The sequence below is a fragment of the Citrobacter enshiensis genome (assembly GCF_029338175.1).
In the GTDB taxonomy this organism is placed as follows: Bacteria; Pseudomonadota; Gammaproteobacteria; order Enterobacterales; family Enterobacteriaceae; genus Citrobacter_D; species Citrobacter_D enshiensis.
In genome coordinates this window covers 832,535-855,156 of the sequence record NZ_CP119862.1, presented here as the reverse complement: position 1 = coordinate 855,156, position 22,622 = coordinate 832,535, and the positions used below count along the sequence as shown (strand labels likewise).

The 22,622-nt window shown below is 52.2% G+C and carries 14 protein-coding genes, 1 tRNA gene and 1 pseudogene; 10 read left to right on the top strand and 6 right to left on the bottom strand.

From position 1 onward, the window contains the following. Positions 1 to 76: 76 nt before the first annotated feature. Positions 77 to 4,732: an Ig-like domain-containing protein gene (locus P2W74_RS04135; RefSeq protein WP_276294006.1), complete on the bottom strand. Its 4,656-nt coding sequence runs from the start codon at positions 4,730 to 4,732 to the stop codon at positions 77 to 79. 989 nt (positions 4,733 to 5,721) lie between these two features. Between P2W74_RS04135 and P2W74_RS04130 the strand changes: the two are divergent. Further along, positions 5,722 to 5,793 (top strand): annotated as a pseudogene (locus tag P2W74_RS04130) (type VI secretion system tube protein Hcp); the annotation flags it as partial. Between the two features lie 297 nt (positions 5,794 to 6,090). Here the strand turns inward: P2W74_RS04130 and P2W74_RS04125 are convergent. Continuing rightward, positions 6,091 to 6,164: transfer RNA gene (locus P2W74_RS04125), tRNA-Gly, on the bottom strand. Positions 6,165 to 6,243: 79 nt separating this feature from the next. Beyond that, complete coding sequence (actS, locus tag P2W74_RS04120) at positions 6,244 to 7,002, bottom strand: amidase activator ActS (RefSeq protein ID WP_276294005.1); 759 nt, start codon at positions 7,000 to 7,002, stop codon at positions 6,244 to 6,246. A gap of 318 nt (positions 7,003 to 7,320) precedes the next feature. Here actS and xdhA point away from each other — a divergent pair, with 318 nt between their 5' ends. Genes xdhA through xdhC form a run of 3 tightly spaced genes read left to right on the top strand, consistent with a single transcriptional unit; the run spans position 7,321 to position 10,986 of the window. Next, positions 7,321 to 9,621, top strand: a complete 2,301-nt coding sequence (xdhA, locus tag P2W74_RS04115) for a xanthine dehydrogenase molybdenum-binding subunit XdhA (RefSeq protein WP_276294004.1) — start codon at positions 7,321 to 7,323, stop codon at positions 9,619 to 9,621. A gap of 10 nt (positions 9,622 to 9,631) precedes the next feature. After that, positions 9,632 to 10,510 (top strand): xanthine dehydrogenase FAD-binding subunit XdhB, encoded by an 879-nt coding sequence (gene xdhB, locus P2W74_RS04110; protein ID WP_276294003.1) that lies wholly within the window; start codon positions 9,632 to 9,634, stop codon positions 10,508 to 10,510. Beyond that, on the top strand, positions 10,507 to 10,986 hold the full coding sequence (gene xdhC, locus P2W74_RS04105; protein ID WP_276294002.1) for a xanthine dehydrogenase iron sulfur-binding subunit XdhC: 480 nt from the start codon (positions 10,507 to 10,509) through the stop codon (positions 10,984 to 10,986). The genes xdhB and xdhC overlap by 4 nt, the downstream gene beginning before the upstream one ends. 40 nt (positions 10,987 to 11,026) lie before the next feature. Here xdhC and P2W74_RS04100 read toward each other — a convergent pair whose 3' ends face one another. Further along, positions 11,027 to 12,805 (bottom strand): sigma-54 interaction domain-containing protein, encoded by a 1,779-nt coding sequence (locus P2W74_RS04100; protein WP_276294001.1) that lies wholly within the window; start codon positions 12,803 to 12,805, stop codon positions 11,027 to 11,029. A 487-nt stretch (positions 12,806 to 13,292) separates the two neighbouring features. Here P2W74_RS04100 and ygeW point away from each other — a divergent pair, with 487 nt between their 5' ends. The 5 genes from ygeW to arcC are packed head-to-tail and all read left to right on the top strand — an operon-like array spanning position 13,293 to position 19,426. Then, the gene (gene ygeW, locus P2W74_RS04095) at positions 13,293 to 14,480 is read left to right on the top strand and encodes a knotted carbamoyltransferase YgeW (RefSeq protein WP_276294000.1); all 1,188 of its coding nucleotides are present in this window, start codon (positions 13,293 to 13,295) and stop codon (positions 14,478 to 14,480) included. A gap of 57 nt (positions 14,481 to 14,537) precedes the next feature. Beyond that, on the top strand, positions 14,538 to 15,734 hold the full coding sequence (gene dpaL, locus P2W74_RS04090) for a diaminopropionate ammonia-lyase (protein ID WP_276293999.1): 1,197 nt from the start codon (positions 14,538 to 14,540) through the stop codon (positions 15,732 to 15,734). Between the two features lie 57 nt (positions 15,735 to 15,791). After that, the gene (locus tag P2W74_RS04085) at positions 15,792 to 17,003 is read left to right on the top strand and encodes a YgeY family selenium metabolism-linked hydrolase (RefSeq protein ID WP_276293998.1); all 1,212 of its coding nucleotides are present in this window, start codon (positions 15,792 to 15,794) and stop codon (positions 17,001 to 17,003) included. 52 nt (positions 17,004 to 17,055) lie between these two features. Then, on the top strand, positions 17,056 to 18,483 hold the full coding sequence (gene hydA / locus P2W74_RS04080; protein ID WP_276293997.1) for a dihydropyrimidinase: 1,428 nt from the start codon (positions 17,056 to 17,058) through the stop codon (positions 18,481 to 18,483). A 10-nt stretch (positions 18,484 to 18,493) separates the two neighbouring features. Next, positions 18,494 to 19,426: a carbamate kinase gene (gene arcC, locus P2W74_RS04075; protein ID WP_276293996.1), complete on the top strand. Its 933-nt coding sequence runs from the start codon at positions 18,494 to 18,496 to the stop codon at positions 19,424 to 19,426. 104 nt (positions 19,427 to 19,530) lie between these two features. On the opposite strand, the gene yqeB is transcribed toward arcC, so the two are convergent. After that, positions 19,531 to 21,156: a selenium-dependent molybdenum cofactor biosynthesis protein YqeB gene (gene yqeB, locus P2W74_RS04070; protein WP_276293995.1), complete on the bottom strand. Its 1,626-nt coding sequence runs from the start codon at positions 21,154 to 21,156 to the stop codon at positions 19,531 to 19,533. 47 nt (positions 21,157 to 21,203) lie between these two features. Next, positions 21,204 to 21,974 carry a selenium cofactor biosynthesis protein YqeC gene (gene yqeC / locus P2W74_RS04065; RefSeq protein ID WP_276293994.1) on the bottom strand — a complete coding sequence of 257 codons (771 nt, stop codon included), beginning with the start codon at positions 21,972 to 21,974 and terminating at the stop codon, positions 21,204 to 21,206. A 70-nt stretch (positions 21,975 to 22,044) separates the two neighbouring features. Here yqeC and mocA point away from each other — a divergent pair, with 70 nt between their 5' ends. Then, positions 22,045 to 22,611: a molybdenum cofactor cytidylyltransferase gene (gene mocA / locus P2W74_RS04060; RefSeq protein ID WP_276293993.1), complete on the top strand. Its 567-nt coding sequence runs from the start codon at positions 22,045 to 22,047 to the stop codon at positions 22,609 to 22,611. The last annotated feature ends 11 nt before the right edge of the window (positions 22,612 to 22,622 follow it).

Here is a 22,622-nt window from a genome sequence, read left to right as displayed (position 1 = left end):
CCTTAAAAAAAATCAGGAGGCAAGTATCGCCTCCTGATGATATTTAAAACTCGCTTAAATATGGGCCTGAGTGCCTTTAATAGGCCTTACAGACAACATTTACTACGTTAAATGGCGCTGTTAAGACCTGCTCATCAACGAAGCTACTATTCCACAGTACATAAATTCTTTGCCCTGTGCCGGTTGTCGCTGTTTCTTTGGCCCACGATCCTTGCACATTGCCAGAACTACTCCAGGAAGGATATTGTCTCGGATCTCCCCATTCTCCCAAAAGCGTGCCGAGTGCGCGAGTCCCATTGCTGCTGGGCGCTCCGTTTGAGAGATCGGCATAGCTCGGCGTTTCGCGCCCTCTGGACTGGCAGGTAGCGTCGCCTTCGGCGGGGTCAGCCGAGGCCTGTGCTTCTGAAACAAACCAGTGATTTATGGTAAATGTGTAGGTTAGCGGCTGTCCTCCCCCTGTCGGCGTCGCCGTGATGGTGACGGTACTATTGGGGTCAGGGGGGGTTGACCGGATTGATACGACACCGGGCGAAAATATACGGATCCAATCACTGGCTTCCTGATTATAGGTCCAGGTGTAATTACTGGCATTAGCCGCATCACCATCAACGACAAGCTGGAATTCGGCTGAATAGAACCCTGTCTGAGGGAATCCAATATCGGGAGCAAAAGTATGCCCGCCAGCGATGACCGCGGTTATTTTGGCGGCAACAAAAGTGGCGGATTTACTCTGCCCGGTATCCGCCGCGTTTATTGCCGATGTTGCCTTAACCGTCACGTCCTCTCCAAATTCATCCTTCAGAGTAACGATCGCCTGGCCGCTGCTGTCGGTCTGAACAGAACTTGCGCTGAGGGTGGCGCTGCCGGTTGTCGAGAAATTCACCGCCGTATCAGACACAACGGCGCCGCTACTGTCTTTTACGGTAGCCGTAAAGGTAATAACGTCGGTGCCGTTCGCTTTTTGGCTGGTTATGTCCTGCTGTAGCGATACAACATTCAGGCTCAGAAACGTCGACGTGCGCACCATCGAACTGCCATTATCCAGTTTAGCAGTGATATCCACGGGGCCGCCCTGGGTATCCGTCATGCTGACGCTGGCGTTACCGCTGGTATCGGTGGCGCCTGACGGCGTCAGGACGACCGCTCCCCGGCTGGCAGTCCATTGAACGTTTTGATTCGGTAATAGGTTGCCTGTTCCATCTTTGACTGTCACGGTGACGATGTTTGCCTGAACGCTATCCGCTCTGCTGTTGTCCGGGGAAACCACCATATCGGTAATAACGGCGGTTGATTCGTTAGCAATAAACTGGCTGGACTGAGTTTTGTTGTCGCCATTGGCAAGCTGGGCTTTCAGGATCACCGTTTCCGCGACGGTATCGGTGAAACTCACCGACGCCTTCCCATTGCTTCCCGTATTACCCGACGGTGAGAGCTGCACGGTACTCTTATCGGCTGTCCAGGTGATGGCCTGATCGGCCAGCAGATTGCCCTGGCCATCGACCACGGTTGCCGTCACTTTGTTGGATGCGCTACCGTTGGCAAGGCTGCCGGTGGTGTCAAGCGTCAGTGTCTGAATCACTGCCGTACCCGCATCGGCCACAAACCGTGTCGGTAGCCCCTGGCTTTCGCTGCCAACCGTGACGGTAAGAGTGACCTCCTGCGCCGTGACATTGGTAAGGTTGACGGTGGCGATGCCATCGCTTCCCGTGGTTCCCGTCTGGCTGGCCAGTTGCGCAGTACCGGTGACGGTCCATCCGACATTCACACCGTTGAGAGGATTGCCATTGGCATCGACAACCGTAACGCTGCCGGAGTTGGTTGCGATACCGTTGGCGACGGCGCCCGTTGTTACGGTGTAGTCGCCAATTTTGGCGGTAGTGGCGTCAGCCACAAAGGTGCTGGAATGCGTCTCGCTGGTTCCCGATGATAGCTGAACTTTAACGTTTACCGTTTCGGCCTTGAGATCCGTAAAGGTGACGCTCAGCTGTCCATCCGGGCCGGTTTTCCCCGTTGCGCTGGCAAGTTTTGCCGTGCCGTCCACGCTCCACGATATGTCTGCATTGGGCACCCGGTTGTTTTGGGCATCAACGACTGTCACCGTGGCGGTGTTTGTCGCCGTACCGTTGGCAATGGCTCCACTGGTGACGGTGAAGGCGCTAATTTTCTCGCTTGCCGTATCAGGAACAAACAAAGAAGATGCGCTGGCGCTTTGCCCATTGCTGAGTTTAGCGGTCAACTGGAGGTTCTGGGCAACCGTACTGGTGTAGCTCACGGTTGTTTTGCCGGTACTGTCTGTTTTTCCCCCTGGCGTGAACGCGACATCCGTTTTATCGGACGACCATACGACATCTTCACCGACAATGGGATTGCCCGTCGCGTCTTTGACATACACCTCTGCGGTATTCGCATCGCTGCCGTCTGCGGCGCTGCCATCCTTCGTAACCTTCAGATTTTGTAAGGTCGCGGTACCCGCGTTTGCAACAAAGTGGCTCTGAACGGTCAGATTGTTGCCGTTAGCTAACTGGGCTTTTAGCGTCAACGTTTCGGCAATGGTGTCGGTGAAAGAGACCGTGGCTTTGCCAGTGCTATCCGTCGCGGAGGACGAAAACTTAACGCTGCTCTTATCCGCACTCCAGATGACATCTACTGCGCTCACCGGATTGCCGTTAGCATCTTTGACCGTGACTTCTGCCGTGTTGGCGGTGACTCCGTCGGCATAGCTGCTGTCTTTGGTGAGGGTTAAATCCTGCAATTGCGCCGTGGCGCTATTGGCGGTGAACTGGGCATTCGCCGTTTTTGTGCTGTTGTTATCAAGTTTTGCGGTTAACGTCGCGGTTTCTACCACGGTATCGGTAAACGAGATAACCAACTGACCATTGGCATCGGTCTGCGCTGCTGAGCTTGCTCTGGCGCTCTTTAAGGCAGCAAACGCCACCGTGTTTTTATCCGCACTGACCGTGACGTTGACGCCGTTGGCTGGATTGCCATTCTGATCCTTTACGGTCACCAGCGCTTTATTGGGCGTCGCCCCGTCGGCAGGGCTATTATTGGTCGTTATTGTAAAATCAGTTATCTGCGCATTGGCGGCATTAGAAACAAAGGTGCCTTGCTGGGTGGCGTTCAGATCTCCGGCACTCGCCTTAATGGTGACGGCTCCAGCCTGAGTCGAAACATATTGCGTCCGCGCCTGTCCGTTAGCATCCGTTGTTGTTTCGGTGTTTTTGAGTTTTGCCGGCGTTGTTACGGACCACGCAATTTTACTGTTGGCAATAGGGCGATTATTGATATCCGTGACCGTGGCGATAGCGCTATTGGGCGTGACGCCATCGGCTACGCTGCCATCTTTTTCTAAAGCCAGGATCAGATGGCTGACCATCACAGTATTGAAATGGCTGTCCTGCATGGCCGTTACGTTACCACTTTTTGCGCTCACCTGGACTGTCGCTGCGCTGGTGTTGGTCAGGTTAACAACGGCGATACCTTCGGCGTTAGTGACTGCTGCAGGAGCGCTGAGTTTAGCTTCACCGGAGGCCGACCATGCAATGGCTGCGTTTCGAACCGGCTCATTACTGCTGTTGGTGGCCAGTACCTGTAATGTATTTGGCGTAAAACCATCGGCCGGTGAATTATCAGTAATAACCTGCAGGTTAAGTTTACTCACCCCTTCATCTGGTTTCTTTTTATACTGCAAAATAATCTGGTTGTTACGCTCGACCAGGTCATAGCGGCTGCCTGCCAGGCTGCGCTCAGCCCGCACATTTTCCGGGTCAACCTGATAACGCCAGTCATGACCAAAGTCATAGCGAAAATTCGCCTGGAACTGGGTGTCGTCCATCGAATCCTGACCGCGTTTGTAGTTCACCGCCAACTGCACCAGAGGAACCGGCGTATAGCTGATGCCGGTGGTCACGGCTGAGGGATTGCTCTGCAGGTGATCGGTGTCGAAGAGGGCAACCTTATCGCCATAGTACTGTTCGTAAATCAGCTTCGCCCCGAGCTGCGGGTATGCGGGCAGATAGCCTTCGGCACGCACATCGTAGCCGTCCGCCGGTTTTTCATTGTAGTCGTCGAAGTCGCGCGAGCTGTGCCATTCGGTGGTGCCGACATAGGTGTTGGCCGACAGTTTCAGGTAGTTAGTCCAGGCCTCCGCGCCGAAACCGACGCGGCGGTTTTTGCCGGTGAAATCGTCGTCAAAAAAGACGTTGCCGCCGAACATCCAGTTTTCGGTATAGAAGGTGCGCACGCCCATGCCAACGTTGCCGGTGGTGCGACCATCGGGGGCGCGCAGGCCGAGCTGGGTAAACAGTACCGCTTTTTTATTATCATAAAGAGGGGCGAGGAAATCGACGGCGCTGTCGTCCCAGTTGCCGCTGTCGTCAACGTTGAGCTGAACGCGTGCGGTGCCGAACTGGCTGAGCCACTGCTGAGCCGTTGAAGAGGCATAGCCGGTGGCAGCGGATTTGGCGCTGTCGGCCACGCCGCTCGTTCCGCCGGAAGAGAGCGAGCTGGCGACGGAGCCTAATGTTCCGGCGTAGGGCAGTGAAGCGTCGGCTGACGGCTTGCTGCGGTCAACGGAAAAAGGCGAAGATACGGATGCCGAATCAGGCGGACTCTGCGCCAGGGCGCCGTGCGGCATGGCTGAAACCAGCGGGAACAATACCTGTAAAAAGATTTGTAACCACACCAGGAAGCGGAAACGTCTGCTTCTGTCAGTGACTGAAAGTTGATTCATTCTTAATTCTTCCGAAATCCTGTACGGTATGAGCAAAATGTAGTCTATCTGTAATAAAATGTTGCAGCAATAAACAATTTTTCATAAATAAGGCTGGGCGCGCGCAAAACGAGAGACGTCACTGAGCGCAAGACCGGGGCTAAAAGCCTGAGCTCTGCTATCAAATAACGCATTGTGCGTGCTGAATAAATTATTGGAATTTGATAATGATTCTCGATTATTTTCTAACCTGGTGTATTTTTGATATTTTGCAGAATGACACTGAAGAATTCTATTAATCTACATTCTGTGCTGAGAGAATCACAGAAAAATATCAATCCGATAATGGACTTTTTATAGCGATGAGGAAGAGTGAGATGCCCTGGGTCTGCACAAAAACTCTCGGACATCAGGCGATTAGCTACAACATATCGCGGAAAATTGACTGTAAGTCTATGGCTGCGCTAAGTTTTGCAGGGAATGAAAAACGGAGAGAAATCGTTCCGCCAGGCTATTGAATTTACCTGTCGATGCGATTAAGCCTAAACCCTGCTGATACAGGAGCGCCGTTCGGTGGTTTAGCCCGATTGGCTGTGTTTTTATGCAGAACAGTTTCGTCTTATTTGAGACTTAATGCAGTGCTTGCCAGATTTGAGATTGCTTTTACCGAGGTAATGGTATTAATTTTACAACCATAATACATCTGAAATTAAATTGTTACATTATACATGTTGGCATAAAACATACACCAAAAAACTACCCACCAGCTAAACCTGGATATATTTTCATACGTCAATTCAAATGACTGTTGAATAATTAATGCAATCACTTAAACAACTTTTTTAGAACTAAAATAGATGTAAATATATTTTCAGCAATATCAATATTATTTTTATCTCTCAGTGATTAACTGTTGAGTGGTAATCAACCTGACACCTGTCTGGCGTTGGGTATTCACAGCATCGCTGTAAGTTGCGGCACCATTTAAAAAGTAGAGAAGGCGTTTTCACATGGCAATTCCGGTTTATCTGTGGCTAAAGGATGACGGCGGTGCGGATATCAAAGGTTCGGTTGACGTCAAAGGGGTCTGAGGTCCAATGGAACGGAAACGTACATTAGTGTAGTAACTGCCTAATATATCAAAATATAATTGACACGAGTATATGCTCTGAACGTTGTGCTGTCGCGGTGTGAGGGTTGGAACTGCTACCGCCGAATAGTTATACCCTTACTTTCAGAGTAACTATCCGTGACAACTAACAGTGTACCTTGTGCTGGTAAATCGTCGTTCATTGGTCGAACGTTCACGATAACTTATGTTAAGTAATCTGTTGAAAGAAAAACGAGTTTTAACGAAGGTTTGCCACAAGGGGAGATTATGGAGCGGGCGAAGGGAATCGAACCCTCGTATAGAGCTTGGGAAGCTCTCGTTCTACCATTGAACTACGCCCGCTTTGAATTGCGTAAGGCATTATAAACCTTACGCTCTTGTTAGCAAGAGACTCGCACACTGACTGGCGATTAATTCGCCGTCAGCATTTTGGTTTACTCCCTTGCGGCGGTAAATACCGCAGAGGATCGATCGCGGTTGCACGGTAGCGAATCTGGAAGTGCAACCGCACGGAGGCGGCGTCAGAGCTCCCCATCGTGGCGATTTTCTGCCCGGCTTTCACGCTTTGCCCGTTATTCACCAGCATCGTGTCGTTATGCGCATACGCAGTGATGTATTCCTCATTGTGCTTGATCATGATGAGGTTGCCGTAGCCACGCAATTGGTTGCCGACATACACCACCTTCCCTGCGCCTGCCGCATAGATCGGGGTTCCAGACGCGGCGGAAATATCAATCCCTTTATTACCGCCATCCGCTGTCGAATACCGCAGAATAACTTTACCGTTGGCAGGCCATACCCAGCAACGTTGCCCCACCGGAGGCCAGGAAGACTGTGGCACCGCTGAAGACGGGGTAACCGCAGCCGTTTTCGTCGAGGATTTCGTCGCCGTTTTGCGGGATGCAGTGCTGGTTTTAGCCCCGCCGCTGACTTTCAGTTTTTGCCCTACTTCGATGGTATAAGGCGGTGAAATGCCGTTAAGACGCGCGATTTCCTTAACGCTGGTACCCGTCACACGCGAAATGCGGTACAGCGTGTCCCCTCGCTTCACGGTATAAACAGAGCCAGAATAGCTGCCTGCATCAGAGGATTGATCGCTGGAGCAGCCTGCTAATAGCAGCCCCGCACACAGTAACATCGCAATACTCAGGCTATTTTTGTTCAGGCATCCCGCACTCAAAACCATTCCTCGCAATATTTCCAGACGCCATATAATAACAGCCAGAAGCCGGATGCCCAATGTATTGCGTCCGGAAAGGATCTTCAATGAACGGTATCACGACGTTACGCACGTGTATCACAATGATTTGATTAAACTCATAATGATAAGTGGAGTAGGCAGAATCCTGCGGTTATTACCATCATGGCAGGGTTATATTTTTAACATCATCACACTTCCCTGACCTCCTGCCACCAATTTCCGCTTCTGGCGTAATTCTTGCCTGATTTGACGAATACATTGCCTTAAGAACCGAATGTTCAAATCAAGGGGACGTCTATGGAAGCGCGGGAAGCAACCGCAACCGGAGAATCGTGCATGCGCGTGGATGCCATTGCGAAAGTCACCGGGCGGGCTCGATACACTGATGATTATGTTATGGCGGGCATGTGCTACGCGAAATACGTTCGTAGCCCAATTGCCCATGGTTATGCCGCCAACATCAACTGCGACCAGGCCAAAAACCTGCCAGGGGTCCTGGCAGTCTTTACCTGGGAAGATGTGCCTGATATTCCGTTTGCGACAGCAGGCCATGCCTGGAGCCTGGATGACAAGAAACGTGATGTTGCCGACCGTTATCTGCTGACCCGCCACGTCCGCCATCACGGAGATGCTGTCGCTATCGTCGTGGCAAGAGATGAATTAACCGCAGAAAAAGCGGCGCTGCTGGTCAGCGTCGAATGGCAATCGTTACCTGTGATTACCACGCCGGAAGCGGCTCTGGCGCCTGACGCCGTCGAGATTCATGCCGGTGGAAATCTGCTTAAACAGAGCGAAATGACGACCGGTAATGTACAGCAAGAGATTGATGCGGCGGACTATAAGATTCAGGGCCGCTATCAGACTCCCGTCATACAGCATTGTCATATGGAAAGCGTGACCTCTTTTGCCTGGATGGAAGAGGATTCCCGGATTTCAATCGTCTCCAGCACGCAGATCCCCCATATTGTGCGTCGGGTGGTCGGTCAGGCGCTTGGTATTCCGTGGTCGTGCGTTCGGGTTATCAAACCGTATGTCGGCGGTGGTTTTGGCAACAAACAGGATGTGCTGGAAGAACCAATGGCAGCATTTCTGACCAGCAAACTCGGCGGCATTCCTGTGAAAGTGTCTCTCAGCCGCGAAGAGTGTTTCCTCGCTTCCCGCACCCGCCATGCGTTTACGATTAGCGGACAACTGGGCATTAACCGCGACGGCACGCTGAAAGGCTACAGTCTTGATGTCCTGTCAAATACCGGTGCTTACGCCTCGCACGGCCACTCCATCGCTTCCGCCGGTGGTAATAAAGTCGCTTATCTTTATCCTCGCAGCGCTTATGCCTACCGCTCCACAACGTGTTACACCAATCTCCCCTCCGCAGGCGCGATGCGCGGATATGGCGCGCCACAGGTGGTGTTCGCCGTAGAATCAATGTTGGATGACGCCGCCGCCGATCTGGGCATCGATCCGGTGGACATCCGTTTACGTAATGCTGCCCGTGAGGGGGATTCGAACCCAATAACGGGCAAACGCATCTACAGTGCAGGCCTACCGGAATGTCTGGAAAAAGGCCGCGAACTGTTCGAGTGGGATACGCGCCGCGCTGAATGTCAGAATCACCAGCAGGGCAATATCCGTCGGGGAATTGGTGTCGCCTGCTTTAGTTATACGTCCAACACCTGGCCAGTCGGGGTCGAGATCTCCGGCGCCCGTCTGTTGATGAATCAGGATGGAACGATCAACGTACAGAGCGGCGCCACCGAAATTGGCCAGGGGGCCGATACCGTGTTCTCGCAGATGGTGGCTGAAACCGTCGGCGTGCCGGTCAGCGATGTGCACGTCATTTCAACCCAGGACACCGATATTACGCCGTTCGACCCTGGCGCATTCGCCTCTCGCCAGAGCTATGTTGCCGCTCCGGCACTGCGCAAAGCGGCATTGCAGCTGCGGGCGAAGATCCTGGAGCACGCCGCTGAAATATTGCACCAGTCAGCCATGAGTCTGACGCTGACGGGAGGCAATATCGTCCTCTCCGACCGTCCAGAAGATCCGTTATTGTCATTAAAAGATCTGGCCATGGATGCGTTTTATCATCCGGAACGCGGCGGTCAACTGTCAGCGGAATGCTCGGTGAAGACAACCACGAATCCGCCCGCGTTTGGCTGCACGTTTGTCGATCTGACTGTCGATATCGCGTTGTGCAAGGTCACCATCAACCGAATCCTTAACGTCCACGATTCCGGGCACATCCTGAACCCGTTACTGGCAAAAGGTCAGGTACACGGCGGTATGGGGATGGGCATTGGCTGGTCGCTGTTTGAAGAGATGATCATCGATGCAGACAGCGGCATTGTGCGTAATCCCAACCTTCTGGATTACAAAATGCCCACCATGCCCGACCTCCCACAGCTGGAAAGCGCCTTTGTCGAAACGCAGGAGCCGCAATCCGCTTACGGACATAAATCGCTGGGTGAACCCCCCATCATTCCCGTCGCCGCGGCCATTCGCAACGCGGTAAGGATGGCGACAGGCGTAGCGATAGATACGCTGCCCCTGACGCCGAAACGTCTGTTTGAGGAGTTCCATCTGGCAGCTTTGATTTGAGGATAACACCATGTTTGATTTTGCTTCTTACCACCGCGCTTCGGCTATTTCCGATGCCATCAGTCTGCTGACATGCTATCCGCAAGCGAAACTGCTCGCAGGTGGGACCGACGTGCTGATTCAACTTCATCATCACAATGACCGCTATCGCCATATTGTCGATATTCACAATCTGGCGGAACTGAAGGGGATTACGCTTACCGACGATGGCGCACTGCGAATAGGCTCCGCCACCACCTTTAACGAACTGATTGAACACCCCTTAACGCAACGCCATCTCCCTGCGTTGTGCGCCGCTGCCGCCTCCATCGCCGGACCGCAAATCCGTAACGTCGCCACCTACGGCGGCAATATATGCAACGGCGCGACCAGCGCAGACTCTGCGACGCCAACCTTAATCTATAACGCCACACTTGAGATTCATTCACCAAAGGGGGTGCGTTTCGCCGCGATTAACGGTTTTCACACCGGTCCTGGCAAGGTTTCTCTTGAGCATGATGAAATACTGGTCGCCTTTCACTTCCCACCGCAGCCCACAACCCATAGCGGCAGCGCGCATTTTAAATATGCAATGCGTGACGCCATGGATATAGCTACGATCGGTTGTGCAGCCTTCTGTCGACTGGACAACAGTAATTTCAGTGAGTTACGACTGGCTTTTGGCGTCGCCGCGCCAACGCCAATCCGCTGTCAGCATGCCGAACAGACAGCGCAAAATGCACCATTGACCCAGCAAACGCTGGACGCCATCAGCGAAGCCGTCATACAAGACGTCGCCCCGCGCTCTTCCTGGCGTGCCAGTAAGGAGTTTCGTCTACATCTCATCCAAACGATGACGAAAAAAGTGATCAGTGAAGCCGTCGTCGCGGCGGGGGGAGTACTGCAATGAATCACACCGACAGAATCGCAATCGAATGCGAAATCAATGGCGTACCTTTTCAGCTAAGCATCATGCCGGGGATGCCGCTCTCCGAACTGTTACGCGAACAGGGATTGCTCAGCGTGAAGCAAGGGTGCTGTGTGGGTGAGTGCGGCGCCTGTACGGTACTGGTCGACGGAACCGCCATCGACAGCTGTCTGTATCTGGCCGCATGGGTGGAGGGAAAGCATATCCGCACTCTGGAAGGCGAATCAGTAGGGGGGCAGCTTTCCCACGTTCAAATGGCCTACGCGAAATCCGGCGCCGTACAGTGCGGCTTTTGTACGCCAGGTCTGATCATGGCAACAACCGCAATGCTGGCCAAACCGCGTAACCAGCCGCTCACCATTCTTGAGATCCGCCGCGGCCTGGCAGGAAATCTGTGTCGTTGTACCGGTTATCAGATGATCGTCGATACCGTGCAACGCTGTGAAGAGCAGAAATAAGAGAATATCCGGCCTGAACTCAGGCCGGATATTCAAAGATTTACACGTTCAACAGCTCATACTTTTTGATCTTGCGATACAGCGTGGCGATACCGATGCCCAACTCATCCGCCACCTGCTTTTTATTTGAGTGACGAGACAGCGCTTCGCGGATCATCTGTTTTTCCATCTCCTCCAGCGCAGTACCTCCGGCATCATCAGACAGCAGATGCGTGGCGCTGGTGACAATCCCATCGGAATCCGGCGCTTTGCCATTACTGGTAAGATTCGGCGGTAAAAGCGTACTGTCTATCACTTCACCAGAGGGAACAACGTTAACCAGATACTCCATCAGATTACTCAACTCGCGCAGGTTACCCGGCCAACGATGGCGCCTGAGCAGAGCCACAACATCAGGCGCGATACCCGGATAAACCAGCCCTAAACGGCGAGTATGCAGATGCAGGAAGTAATGCACCAGCAGTTCGATATCCTCCTGGCGTTCGCGTAGGGGCGGTAATGTGAGCGGAATGACGTTCAGGCGGTAGAAGAGATCTTCGCGAAATTTACCCTCAGCAATAAACTGCCCAAGGTTCTGGTTCGTGGCCGAGATAATACGGATATCTACCTGCACGGGGCTGCTGGCGCCAATGGGCAAAACCTCCCTCGCCTCAATAGCCCTTAGCAGTTTAGCCTGCAACATTAGCGGCATATCGCCAATCTCATCAAGAAACAGCGTCCCGGTGTTAGCCGCCTGAATCAGCCCTGTTTTTCCGTTAACTGACGCGCCGGTAAACGCACCTTTCACATAACCAAACAGTTCACTTTCCAGCAACTGCTCCGGAATGGCGGCACAGTTAATAGCGATAAACGGTTTATTTCGTCGTTCACTCAGTTTGTGGATCGCTCGGGCAACAACCTCCTTCCCTGTGCCGCTTTCCCCCACAATCATGATGCTGGAAGGACTGGGGGCAATGCGGCCAATCAACCGCTTAAGCTGGCGCATAACCCGACATTCGCCAACCAGTTGCTCAATATGCGGCTCGTCCGTAGCAATTGCCACGGACGAGCTGGTATGCGACTGGTGGAATGCCATCAGGAATAATTGCCGCCCCTGAACGCTATGTAACTGGCCGATGATCAGCTCACTTTTATCATCCCAGGAGACAATATGTTGCATATGCCCATGGGTGAAATTACTTTCAAACGTTAACGGTCTGAACCTGACTGATTTGCCCATCATATTATTCTGCGCAATGCCGAGTATTTTTAACGCCGTTTGATTAGCAAACTGCACACGGTTATCTTCATCAATAACCAACACGCCCTGGTCCATATTCTCAATCATCGTTGAGAATATTTTACTGATACTGTCACTCCCCCCTTGATCTTCCAGAAGTTTCGAAACGAAAATCGTGGATATATGGCGAACGTAATCTGAAAATTCCCGTAGGTTGTCATTGATATGTTCTTGTTGCTCATGCGTTACTGCAATCAGACTTATCACTCCCACACAACGATCCTGTAAAATAACCGGCGTTCCCAGGAAGGCCTTCTCACGACAATTTTCTTTGCTGTCACACCCTTCGCACAGCGGATCAAATCGGGAATGCGTCACCACTTTTTCTTTTTTTGTTTCGAGTACATAGCTCAGCAGTCTTGAATTGCCGCTCAATTGACGGCCGAGAAATTTTCCATACGCGCCAGTACCTGCGACGCGGCACAGGTTTTCATCAACGATCTCAACCTCGAGTTGCAAAACGCTGGCAAGCATTCTGGCGAAACGCTGAATTGTCGGTTGAATATGCATCAAAACGGACTGTGTAGTTGCGAGCACCATGCTTTACCTTCCGAAATCGCTTAAATGACTGATCATTTAGGACATTTATGGTTCGTAAAATATAATAATATTAACTCAGGCAGAATTTACTTTGATAGAAACACGGGCTGTTTATCATTTTCTAATGAAATTATGGAAGAGATATCACATTTCCATATCAATATGAGAATTACCGGCATTAGTTTATCAAACTGACGAGTTTTAGCGCTCGTGCCAGCATTAATCCTGACGACTGTTCATAGTGATAAATACAATATTTAAAAAGCCAAACGTTTTCGTTTATTCACATCTTTAGAGTACGCCAGCTTAATTTGTGATCAAGAACACATATCACCTGACAAAATACCCTTTCACCACCATTTATATAATTCTGGCACACTTATTGTTAGTCCCAGGTATGGCTGTGATAACCCCAATCAGGAGGCTTAGTCACAGTGAAACAAAATAAACCGCTTTTTGCCTGTCATTCCACTACCGGGACCTTACGATGAAAACTGTTAATGAGCTGATAAAGGATATCAATTCGCTGACCTCACACCTTCATGAGAAGGACTTTTTGTTAACGTGGGAGCAGACGCCGGACGAACTAAAACAAGTACTGGATGTTGCTGCGGCGCTGAAAATACTGCGTGCCGAGAATATCGCGACGAAAGTCTTCAATAGTGGATTAGGTATCTCTGTTTTCCGCGATAACTCCACCCGCACTCGCTTCTCTTATGCTTCCGCCCTCAACCTGCTCGGTCTGGCTCAGCAGGATCTCGACGAAGGAAAATCACAAATCGCTCACGGCGAAACCGTGCGTGAAACGGCCAACATGATCTCTTTCTGTGCTGATGCGATCGGCATTCGCGATGACATGTATCTTGGCGCAGGCAACGCCTATATGCGCGAAGTCGGCGCCGCGCTTGATGATGGTTACAAACAGGGCGTACTGCCGCAACGTCCAGCGCTGGTCAACCTGCAGTGCGACATCGACCACCCGACGCAAGCGATGGCAGACCTTGCCTGGCTGCGCGAACACTTTGGCTCGCTGGAAAACCTGAAAGGTAAAAAAATCGCCATGACCTGGGCTTACTCACCCAGCTACGGTAAACCCCTTTCTGTGCCGCAGGGCATTATCGGTCTGATGACCCGCTTCGGCATGGACGTCACGCTGGCGCACCCTGAAGGCTATGACCTGATCCCAGATGTTATCGAAGTCGCTAAAAACAACGCCAATGCCTCAGGCGGCAGCTTCCGCCAGGTCACCAGTATGGAAGAGGCATTCAAGGACGCTGACATCGTTTATCCGAAGTCATGGGCCCCGTACAAAGTGATGGAAAAACGCACGGAACTTCTGCGCGCTGACGATCACGCAGCCCTGAAAGATCTGGAAAAACAGTGTCTGGAACAAAACGCGAAGCATAAAGACTGGCACTGCACTGAAGAGATGATGAAGCTCACCCGCGATGGCGAGGCACTTTACATGCACTGCCTGCCAGCAGATATCAGCGGTGTCTCCTGCAAAGAGGGTGAAGTCACCGAAGAAGTGTTCGAAAAATACCGCATCGCCACCTACAAAGAAGCCAGTTGGAAACCGTACATCATCGCCGCGATGATCCTGTCCCGTAAATATTCAAAACCAGGCGCATTGCTTGAGCAATTGCTGAAAGAAGCGCAAGAACGCATGAAATAAAACCTCGAGCCGACCTGGCGGTCGGCTCTCCATTCCTGGAGGCCAAAAGGATAGGATATGTCCGTGTTCTCATTGAAGATCGATATTGCCGACAACCATTTTTATACTGGCGAAACATCACCGCTCTTTTCGCAAAAACAAGCCCGAGTGGCGCGCCAGTTCCACCAAAAAATCGCAGGATATCATCCGACGCCGCTCCGCGCGCTGGACGGTCTTGCCAACCTCTTTGGCGTGAAAAAAATCCTCGTCAAAGATGAATCACAACGTTTTGGACTTAACGCATTCAAGATGCTCGGCGGCGCCTACGCCATCGCCCGATTGCTCTGCGAAAAATATCATCTTGATATAGAGACGCTGTCCTTCGAGCAACTTAAAAAAACCATTGGCGAAAAAATGACGTTCGCCACAACCACTGACGGTAACCATGGTCGTGGCATCGCATGGGCAGCCCAACAACTCGGGCAAAATGCGGTTATTTACATGCCTAAAGGCTCCGCCCAGGAACGGGTTGATGCCATTCTCAACCTCGGCGCAGAGTGTATTGTCACCGACATGAACTATGACGATACCGTTCGCCTGACCATGCAGCATGCCCAACAAAATGGCTGGGAAGTGGTGCAGGATACCGCCTGGGAAGGCTACACCAAAATTCCCACCTGGATTATGCAGGGCTACGCCACTCTGGCTGATGAAGCGGTAGAACAGATGCGTGAAATGGGCGTCACGCCTACTCACGTTCTGCTGCAAGCGGGCGTTGGCGCAATGGCTGGCGGCGTACTGGGCTACCTGGTGGATGTCTACACCCCACAACAGCTACACAGCATCATCGTCGAGCCGGATAAAGCCGACTGCATTTATCGTTCAGGCGTAAAAGGTGACATCGTTAATGTCGGCGGCGATATGGCCACCATCATGGCCGGTCTGGCCTGTGGTGAACCGAACCCGCTCGGTTGGGAAATTTTGCGTAACTGCTCAACACAATTTATCTCCTGCCAGGACAGCGTTGCCGCGCTGGGGATGCGCGTGTTGGGCAATCCATTGGGCAACGATCCGCGAGTCATCTCTGGCGAGTCAGGCGCCGTGGGCTTAGGCGTTCTGGCGGCTGTCCACCATCACCCGCAGCGTCTGACCTTGATGGAAAAACTGGCGTTGAATAAAGACTCCGTCGTGCTGGTCATCAGTACCGAAGGCGATACCGATGTGAAGCACTATCGTGAAGTCGTCTGGGAAGGCAAACATCCGGTCGCACCGTAATCATCCTATTGGAACCGACTCCGTAGGAGATACGGGGTTAAATACTGGAGAAAAATAATGGCTAAGCACATTCCATTCAAATTGATTCTGGAAAAAGCAAAAGATTACCAGGCCGATATGACGCGCTTCCTGCGCGATATGGTCGCCATCCCCAGCGAAAGCTGCGATGAAAAACGCGTCATACATCGTATTAAAGAGGAGATGGAAAAAGTCGGCTTCGATAAAGTAGAAATCGATCCGATGGGCAACATCCTCGGCTATATCGGTCACGGCCCACGTCTGGTCGCGATGGACGCCCATATTGATACCGTGGGTATCGGTAATATCAAAAACTGGGAATTCGATCCCTATAAAGGCATGGAAACCGATGAACTGATCGGCGGACGCGGTACGTCTGACCAGGAAGGCGGTATGGCGTCAATGGTTTACGCTGGCAAGATCATTAAAGATCTCGGTCTGGAAGATGAATACACGCTGCTGGTCACCGGTACGGTGCAAGAAGAGGACTGCGATGGCCTGTGCTGGCAGTACATTATTGAGCAGTCAGGCATCCGTCCAGAATTCGTCGTGAGTACCGAACCTACCGACTGCCAGGTGTATCGCGGACAACGTGGCCGTATGGAAATTCGCATCGATGTGCAGGGTGTCAGTTGCCACGGTTCGGCGCCGGAACGCGGAGATAACGCCATCTTCAAAATGGGCCCGATCCTCAACGAATTACAGGGACTCTCACAACATCTGGGCTATGACGAATTCCTCGGTAAAGGCACCCTGACCGTTTCTGAAATCTTCTTCACCTCGCCAAGTCGCTGCGCCGTTGCAGACAGCTGCGCAGTTTCTATCGACCGCCGCCTGACCTGGGGTGAAACCTGGGAAGGCGCGCTGGAAGAAATCCGCGCCCTGCCTGCCGTCAAGAATGCAAACGCCGTAGTCTCCATGTACAACTACGACCGTCCATCCTGGACCGGGCTGGTTTACCCAACCGAATGCTACTTCCCGACCTGGAAAGTAGAAGAAGATCATTTCACCGTTAAAGCGCTTGTCAGCGCCTATGAAGGGCTGTTTGGTAAAACGCCGGTCGTTGATAAATGGACCTTCTCCACCAACGGTGTTTCGATCATGGGGCGTCACGGTATCCCGGTCATCGGCTTTGGACCAGGCAAAGAACCAGAAGCCCATGCGCCGAACGAGAAAACCTGGAAATCTCATCTGGTCACCTGTGCCGCAATGTACGCGGCTATTCCGCTGAGCTGGCTGGCAACACAATAATTATCCTTCACTCGTCTCCCTCCGGTTTGCCGGAGGGAACATGGAGTCTGCTATGCGCGTATTAATCAAAAATGGCACTGTCGTTAACGCTGACGGACAAGCAAAGCAAGATTTACTGATTGAGAGCGGCATCGTACGCCAACTGGACACAGAAATTACGCCGCAGCTCCCCTGTGAAGTTATTGACGCTGCAGGCTGTTACGTTTTCCCCGGTGGCGTGGATGTGCATACACATTTCAATATTGACGTAGGACTTGCCCGTAGCTGTGATGATTTTTTTACCGGTACCCGCGCGGCGGCGTGTGGCGGTACAACAACCATTATCGACCATATGGGATTTGGGCCGACAGGATGCCGGTTGCGTCATCAACTGGAGGTTTATCACGGTTATGCCGCGCACAAAGCGGTGATCGATTACAGCTTCCACGGCGTCATTCAGCATATCAATCACGCCATCCTCGATGAGATCCCGATGATGGTTGATGAGGGGATCAGCAGTTTCAAACTGTATCTGACCTATCAGTACAAACTCAACGATGACGAAACGCTGCAGGCGCTGCGCCGTTTGCATGAGTCCGGCGCGCTGACCACCGTACATCCGGAAAATGACGCCGCTATCGCCAGTAAACGCGCGGAATTTATTGCTGCGGGGTTAACGTCCCCACGCTATCACGCTCTGAGTCGACCGCTGGAGTGTGAAGCTGAAGCTATCGCCAGGATGATCAATCTTGCGCAGCTCGCCGGCAACGCACCGCTGTATATCGTCCACTTATCCAACGGATTAGGGCTGGACTATTTACGCCTGGCCAGAGCCAACCATCAGCCTGTGTGGGTAGAGACTTGCCCGCAGTATCTCCTGCTCGATGAGCGGCGTTATGACGCAGAAGACGGCATGAAGTTCATTCTCAGCCCGCCATTACGCAATATCCGCGAGCAGGACAAACTCTGGTGCGGCATCAGCGACGGCGCGATCGATGTGGTGGCAACCGATCACTGTACATTTTCGATGGCACAACGCCAGCAGATCTCCGGCGGAGATTTCAGCCGTTGCCCCAATGGGTTACCCGGTGTGGAAAACCGTATGCAGCTCCTCTTCTCCCACGGCGTTATGAGCGGGCGTATTACGCCCGAGCGTTTTGTCGATTTAACCAGCGCGATGCCCGCCAAACTGTTCGGTCTGTGGCCGCAGAAAGGGCGGCTGGCGCCAGGTTCTGATGGCGATGTGGTCATTATCGATCCGCGACAGCGCCAGGAGATTCGCCATACCAACCTGCACGATAACGCCGGTTACTCCCCCTGGGAGGGGTTCCACTGTCAGGGAACGATTGTCAGAACACTCTCCCGTGGCGAAACCCTCTTCTGCGATGGTGTTTTTACAGGTAAAGCGGGTCGCGGGCGATTCCTGCGACGCAAACCATTTACGCCTCCCGCGATGTCATCACAGCCCGGGATTCATGAAACAGACAACGGAATAAAATGAGTGAGGAAAAATGAGTAAGAAAATTGTTCTCGCGCTGGGTGGGAATGCGCTGGGAGAAGATCTGGCGGGGCAGATGCAGGCGGTTAAAATTACCTCCCAGGCCATTGTGGATTTAATTGCGCAAGGCCATCAGGTGATTGTCACCCACGGCAACGGACCTCAGGTAGGAATGATCAACCAGGCTTTTGAAGCCGCAGCAAAAACTGAAGCGCATTCCCCCATGCTGCCGATGTCCGTCTGCGTGGCGTTGAGCCAGGGCTATATCGGCTACGATCTGCAAAACGCGCTACGCGAAGAGTTGCTCTCTCGCGGTATGCACAACCCGGTTGCAACGCTGGTGACTCAGGTAGAAGTCGACGCCAACGATCCTGCCTTCCTCAATCCGACCAAACCGATCGGTTCGTTCTTTACTCAGCAGGAAGCAGAACAACTGGAGAAGCAAGGTTATACGTTGAAAGAAGATGCTGGACGTGGTTACCGCCGCGTTGTCGCATCACCTAAACCGGTAGACATTATCGAAAAAGAGACGGTCAAAGCGTTGGTTGAGGCGGGTCAGATTGTCATCACCGTTGGCGGTGGTGGTATTCCGGTGATCCGTGAAGGCCATCATCTACGTGGTGCCAGCGCAGTCATCGACAAGGACTGGGCCAGCGCCCGACTGGCGGAGATCATCGATGCGGATATGCTCATCATCCTGACCGCAGTTGAAAAAGTGGCAATTAACTTTGGTAAACAAAATGAACAGTGGCTGGATCGCCTGTCGTTAAACGATGCAGAGCGCTTTATCAACGAAGGCCATTTTGCCAAAGGATCAATGCTGCCAAAGGTCGAGGCTGCCGCCTCATTTGCCCGTTCCCGTCCAGGACGCGAAGCCTTAATTACGGTGCTGAGCAAGGCGAAAGAAGGGATTGAAGGAAAAACTGGCACTGTTATTTGCCAGTAACCCGTTCGCCCGGTGGCGACTCTAACACATCTTATCGAGCCTACATTGCGAGTATGAGTTGTAGGTCCGATAAGATAAGCACAAAACCAGCCAGCGATTCGACTTCAGGCAACCTCTAATACGTCCTTCGTCGCTTTCACGCCCTGATGCATCAGCATCATTAAGGCCTCCAGTACACCGCCGCCAATTGCTCTTGCTTTGTCAGATACGCTGGTAAAATCAGCCGTCTCGCCACGGGGGTCAATATCGCCGATTTTAAAACCGCCCACGACCGCCAGCCCGTCATTTAACAATCCGCGCACCATTCCCGACAGCGGCGCTTTAATTTCACTTTCGCCAACCCAGGCAATCACGTCGCCCTCTTCCACCAGGTCGCCCAATTTAACGTTGGTCCGCATGATGCCCGCAGCTGGCGCGCGGATCACGCGCCGCGAAGTATGCCCCATAATATTTCCAGGAACACCGGTATTCTCCTGTGCGCAACCGGAGTAAATGACTTGTCCGAGCCAGTGCCCGCGATTTGTTTCAATCACCGCATGACAGTCTTCACCCGCAGTAAATCCAGGCCCAAGGGCAATGGTCACTGGCGCCATACCGGAGCGTGTCCCCAGGTTTTGTTTTGCCAGAATAGCATCCACCACGCAAACAGGTTTCAGCGAATCAACCAGCGTACACGCAGGATCAATCAATACGGGAATAAAACCGCGATCCGACAGCGTGACCGCGTCCTCTGAGGTGGTTGCCAGTCGCGCCGTCACGCCTTCTACCGTCATCTCACCATCGAATACGGCCTGTGCAAATGCCACGCTACGGCGGATCACTGTCGGTTTTTCCACCTCCAGCATGATCACTTTGAATCCGGCATGGAACAAACGCAACGCCACACCACTGGCGATATCCCCCGCGCCACGAATCACCACACGTTGATGTCCGGACGGATGTGCCGCTCGCATCATCAATCCACCAGGAGCATTGTTTTTAACCTGTAGGATCTCCGCCAGCACGCTTACTGCAATCTCCTGCGGCGTTTCAGCACCAATGTTATAACCCACCGGAGCATGCAGGCGGGCAATGTGTTCTTCACAGACGCCTTTTTCCCGCAATTGACGCATGAAAAGCTGGACCTTACGGCGACTCGCCAACAAGCCGAGCCATGCAATGGGTCGTTCGATCAGCTTGTCCAACGCTTCCCGATCCTGATTGTTCGTCGCGATGAGTACAAAATTATCTTCCCGGATCTCCAGTGCATCCACTGCGGCGGCAAAGGAGTCGGCATGCAACAAGTGGACAGACGGAGGAAAGGATTCAGGGTTTAAACTGTCGCGATAGATATCCGCCACGGCAATATCAAACCCCAGCAGCGCTGCGCCCTGCGCGATTGCGCGATTCACATGCCCGGCACCAATTAATACCAGACGAGGTCGCAGACCGTGCACACTAATAAACACTGACATCGCGCCCCCGCAATCCGATCCCACAGCATCAGCCCCGTTACGCGCCATCCGCCCATGAAACAGACGCGGTTTTCTTTCTTGCAACGCCTGTAGCGATTCATCAATAACTTTACGTTCTACCATCCCACCGCCAATGGTACCGATGATAGACCCATCCTGACGTACCAGCATTTGTGCGGAATGGCGGGGCGTTGAACCCCGGCTATCAACAATTTGCGCCAGCGCAAACGGACAATTTAGCACTTCAAGTCTTGCAGCCTCTGTGAAAATATTCATAAAAACCTCAATGGATATCCTTTCGGTAACCCGGTTTCCCGGGGTCGCTATCTCACAAATCTGCGTGTGATTGCAGGGCGTTCCTGAGCATCCCCCAACCAGACGGCATCAACATCTCCCTGTAATAGCGGTTGAATCAGTTCATTTTCATCAACGTTATTCTCACATTGAGAAAAACGGTTGATGAACCAGATCCGCCGACTGGTTGGCGGTGCGTTCTTAAATGCGCCCTGCGGATGTTGAACCAGCCGGATAAGATCCCTCAGCTGTAGGGGAACCTCTGCCCTCAGGCCAGTGATCCCAGCAAACTGTGGCCATCGATGCACATTGTCTGCCCCTGTTTTTTCCCCCAGGGTATGCCCGCCCATAACGGCAATCACACTGCAACTGCATTCAGGTATGCAAGGTTCGTGCTCATCCGGCGCTTTCAGTGGGAATCCACGGGCGCCATCAGCCTCGACGAGAATCACGTCACATTCTGGCCGTTCAACCAACGCGTCAATCACCGCGGGCTGAAAGCCGCGGGCTTTCCCCAACGGCGCTTTCCACGCGTGGAAACAAACCTGTATGGGTTGCATGAGTTGTTGACGAGGTAATTTCGCGGGTTCGTGGCAGAAGATGATCGGCCAGGGCGTTTCAGGCAGAAACATATGCGTAGTGGTCGTGATCAACACCCGTCGGCCACAGGCGTGAAAAAGTTGAGCCAACCAGAAAAGGGTGCTGGTTTTTCCCCCGGCTCCGACAACCGAAATAATCGACGGGTGGTTCTGCACACCCAAATCAAAGAATAAAGATGTGGGGGTTATTATACTCTTCACTATCCTTCATGAGCCTCTTTGGTGACGACATTCTCTGGTCACGCCATAACAACCAAATAAAGGGATCACTATGCCAGATATCGACTGCATAATTACTGCTGCCGGATTATCATCAAGAATGGGAAAATGGAAAATGATGTTACCCTGGCAAGAGGGAACAATTCTTGATGCAAGTATCAAAAACGCATTGCAATTTTGCAGCAGAATTATTTTAGTCACCGGTTATCGCGCCGATGAACTTCATCGCCGTTATGCAGGCCAGTCGAATATCATTATTATCCACAACTCAGAGTATGCCCATGGATTATTTTCGTCAATACAAACGGCAGCGACCGCAGTGAGCAGCGAATTCTGCTTTATCACTCATGGCGATATGCCCAGTCTGAATGTGAATATCTTTAGCAAACTCTGGTCGTTACGTAACAATGGTGCCCTCATTCCATGCTATAAAGGAATGCCAGGACACCCTGTTTTATTGCCAAAATCGTGTCTGATACAGGCTATATCTCAACCGAATGTCAGCAGTATGCGCCAGGCATTACTGATGGGCGAACATTATACGATTGAAATGACAGATGCTGGCATTACTTTAGATATCGATACTCCCGAGGATTTTATTAATGCACAGAAAAAGTAATATAAAAAATC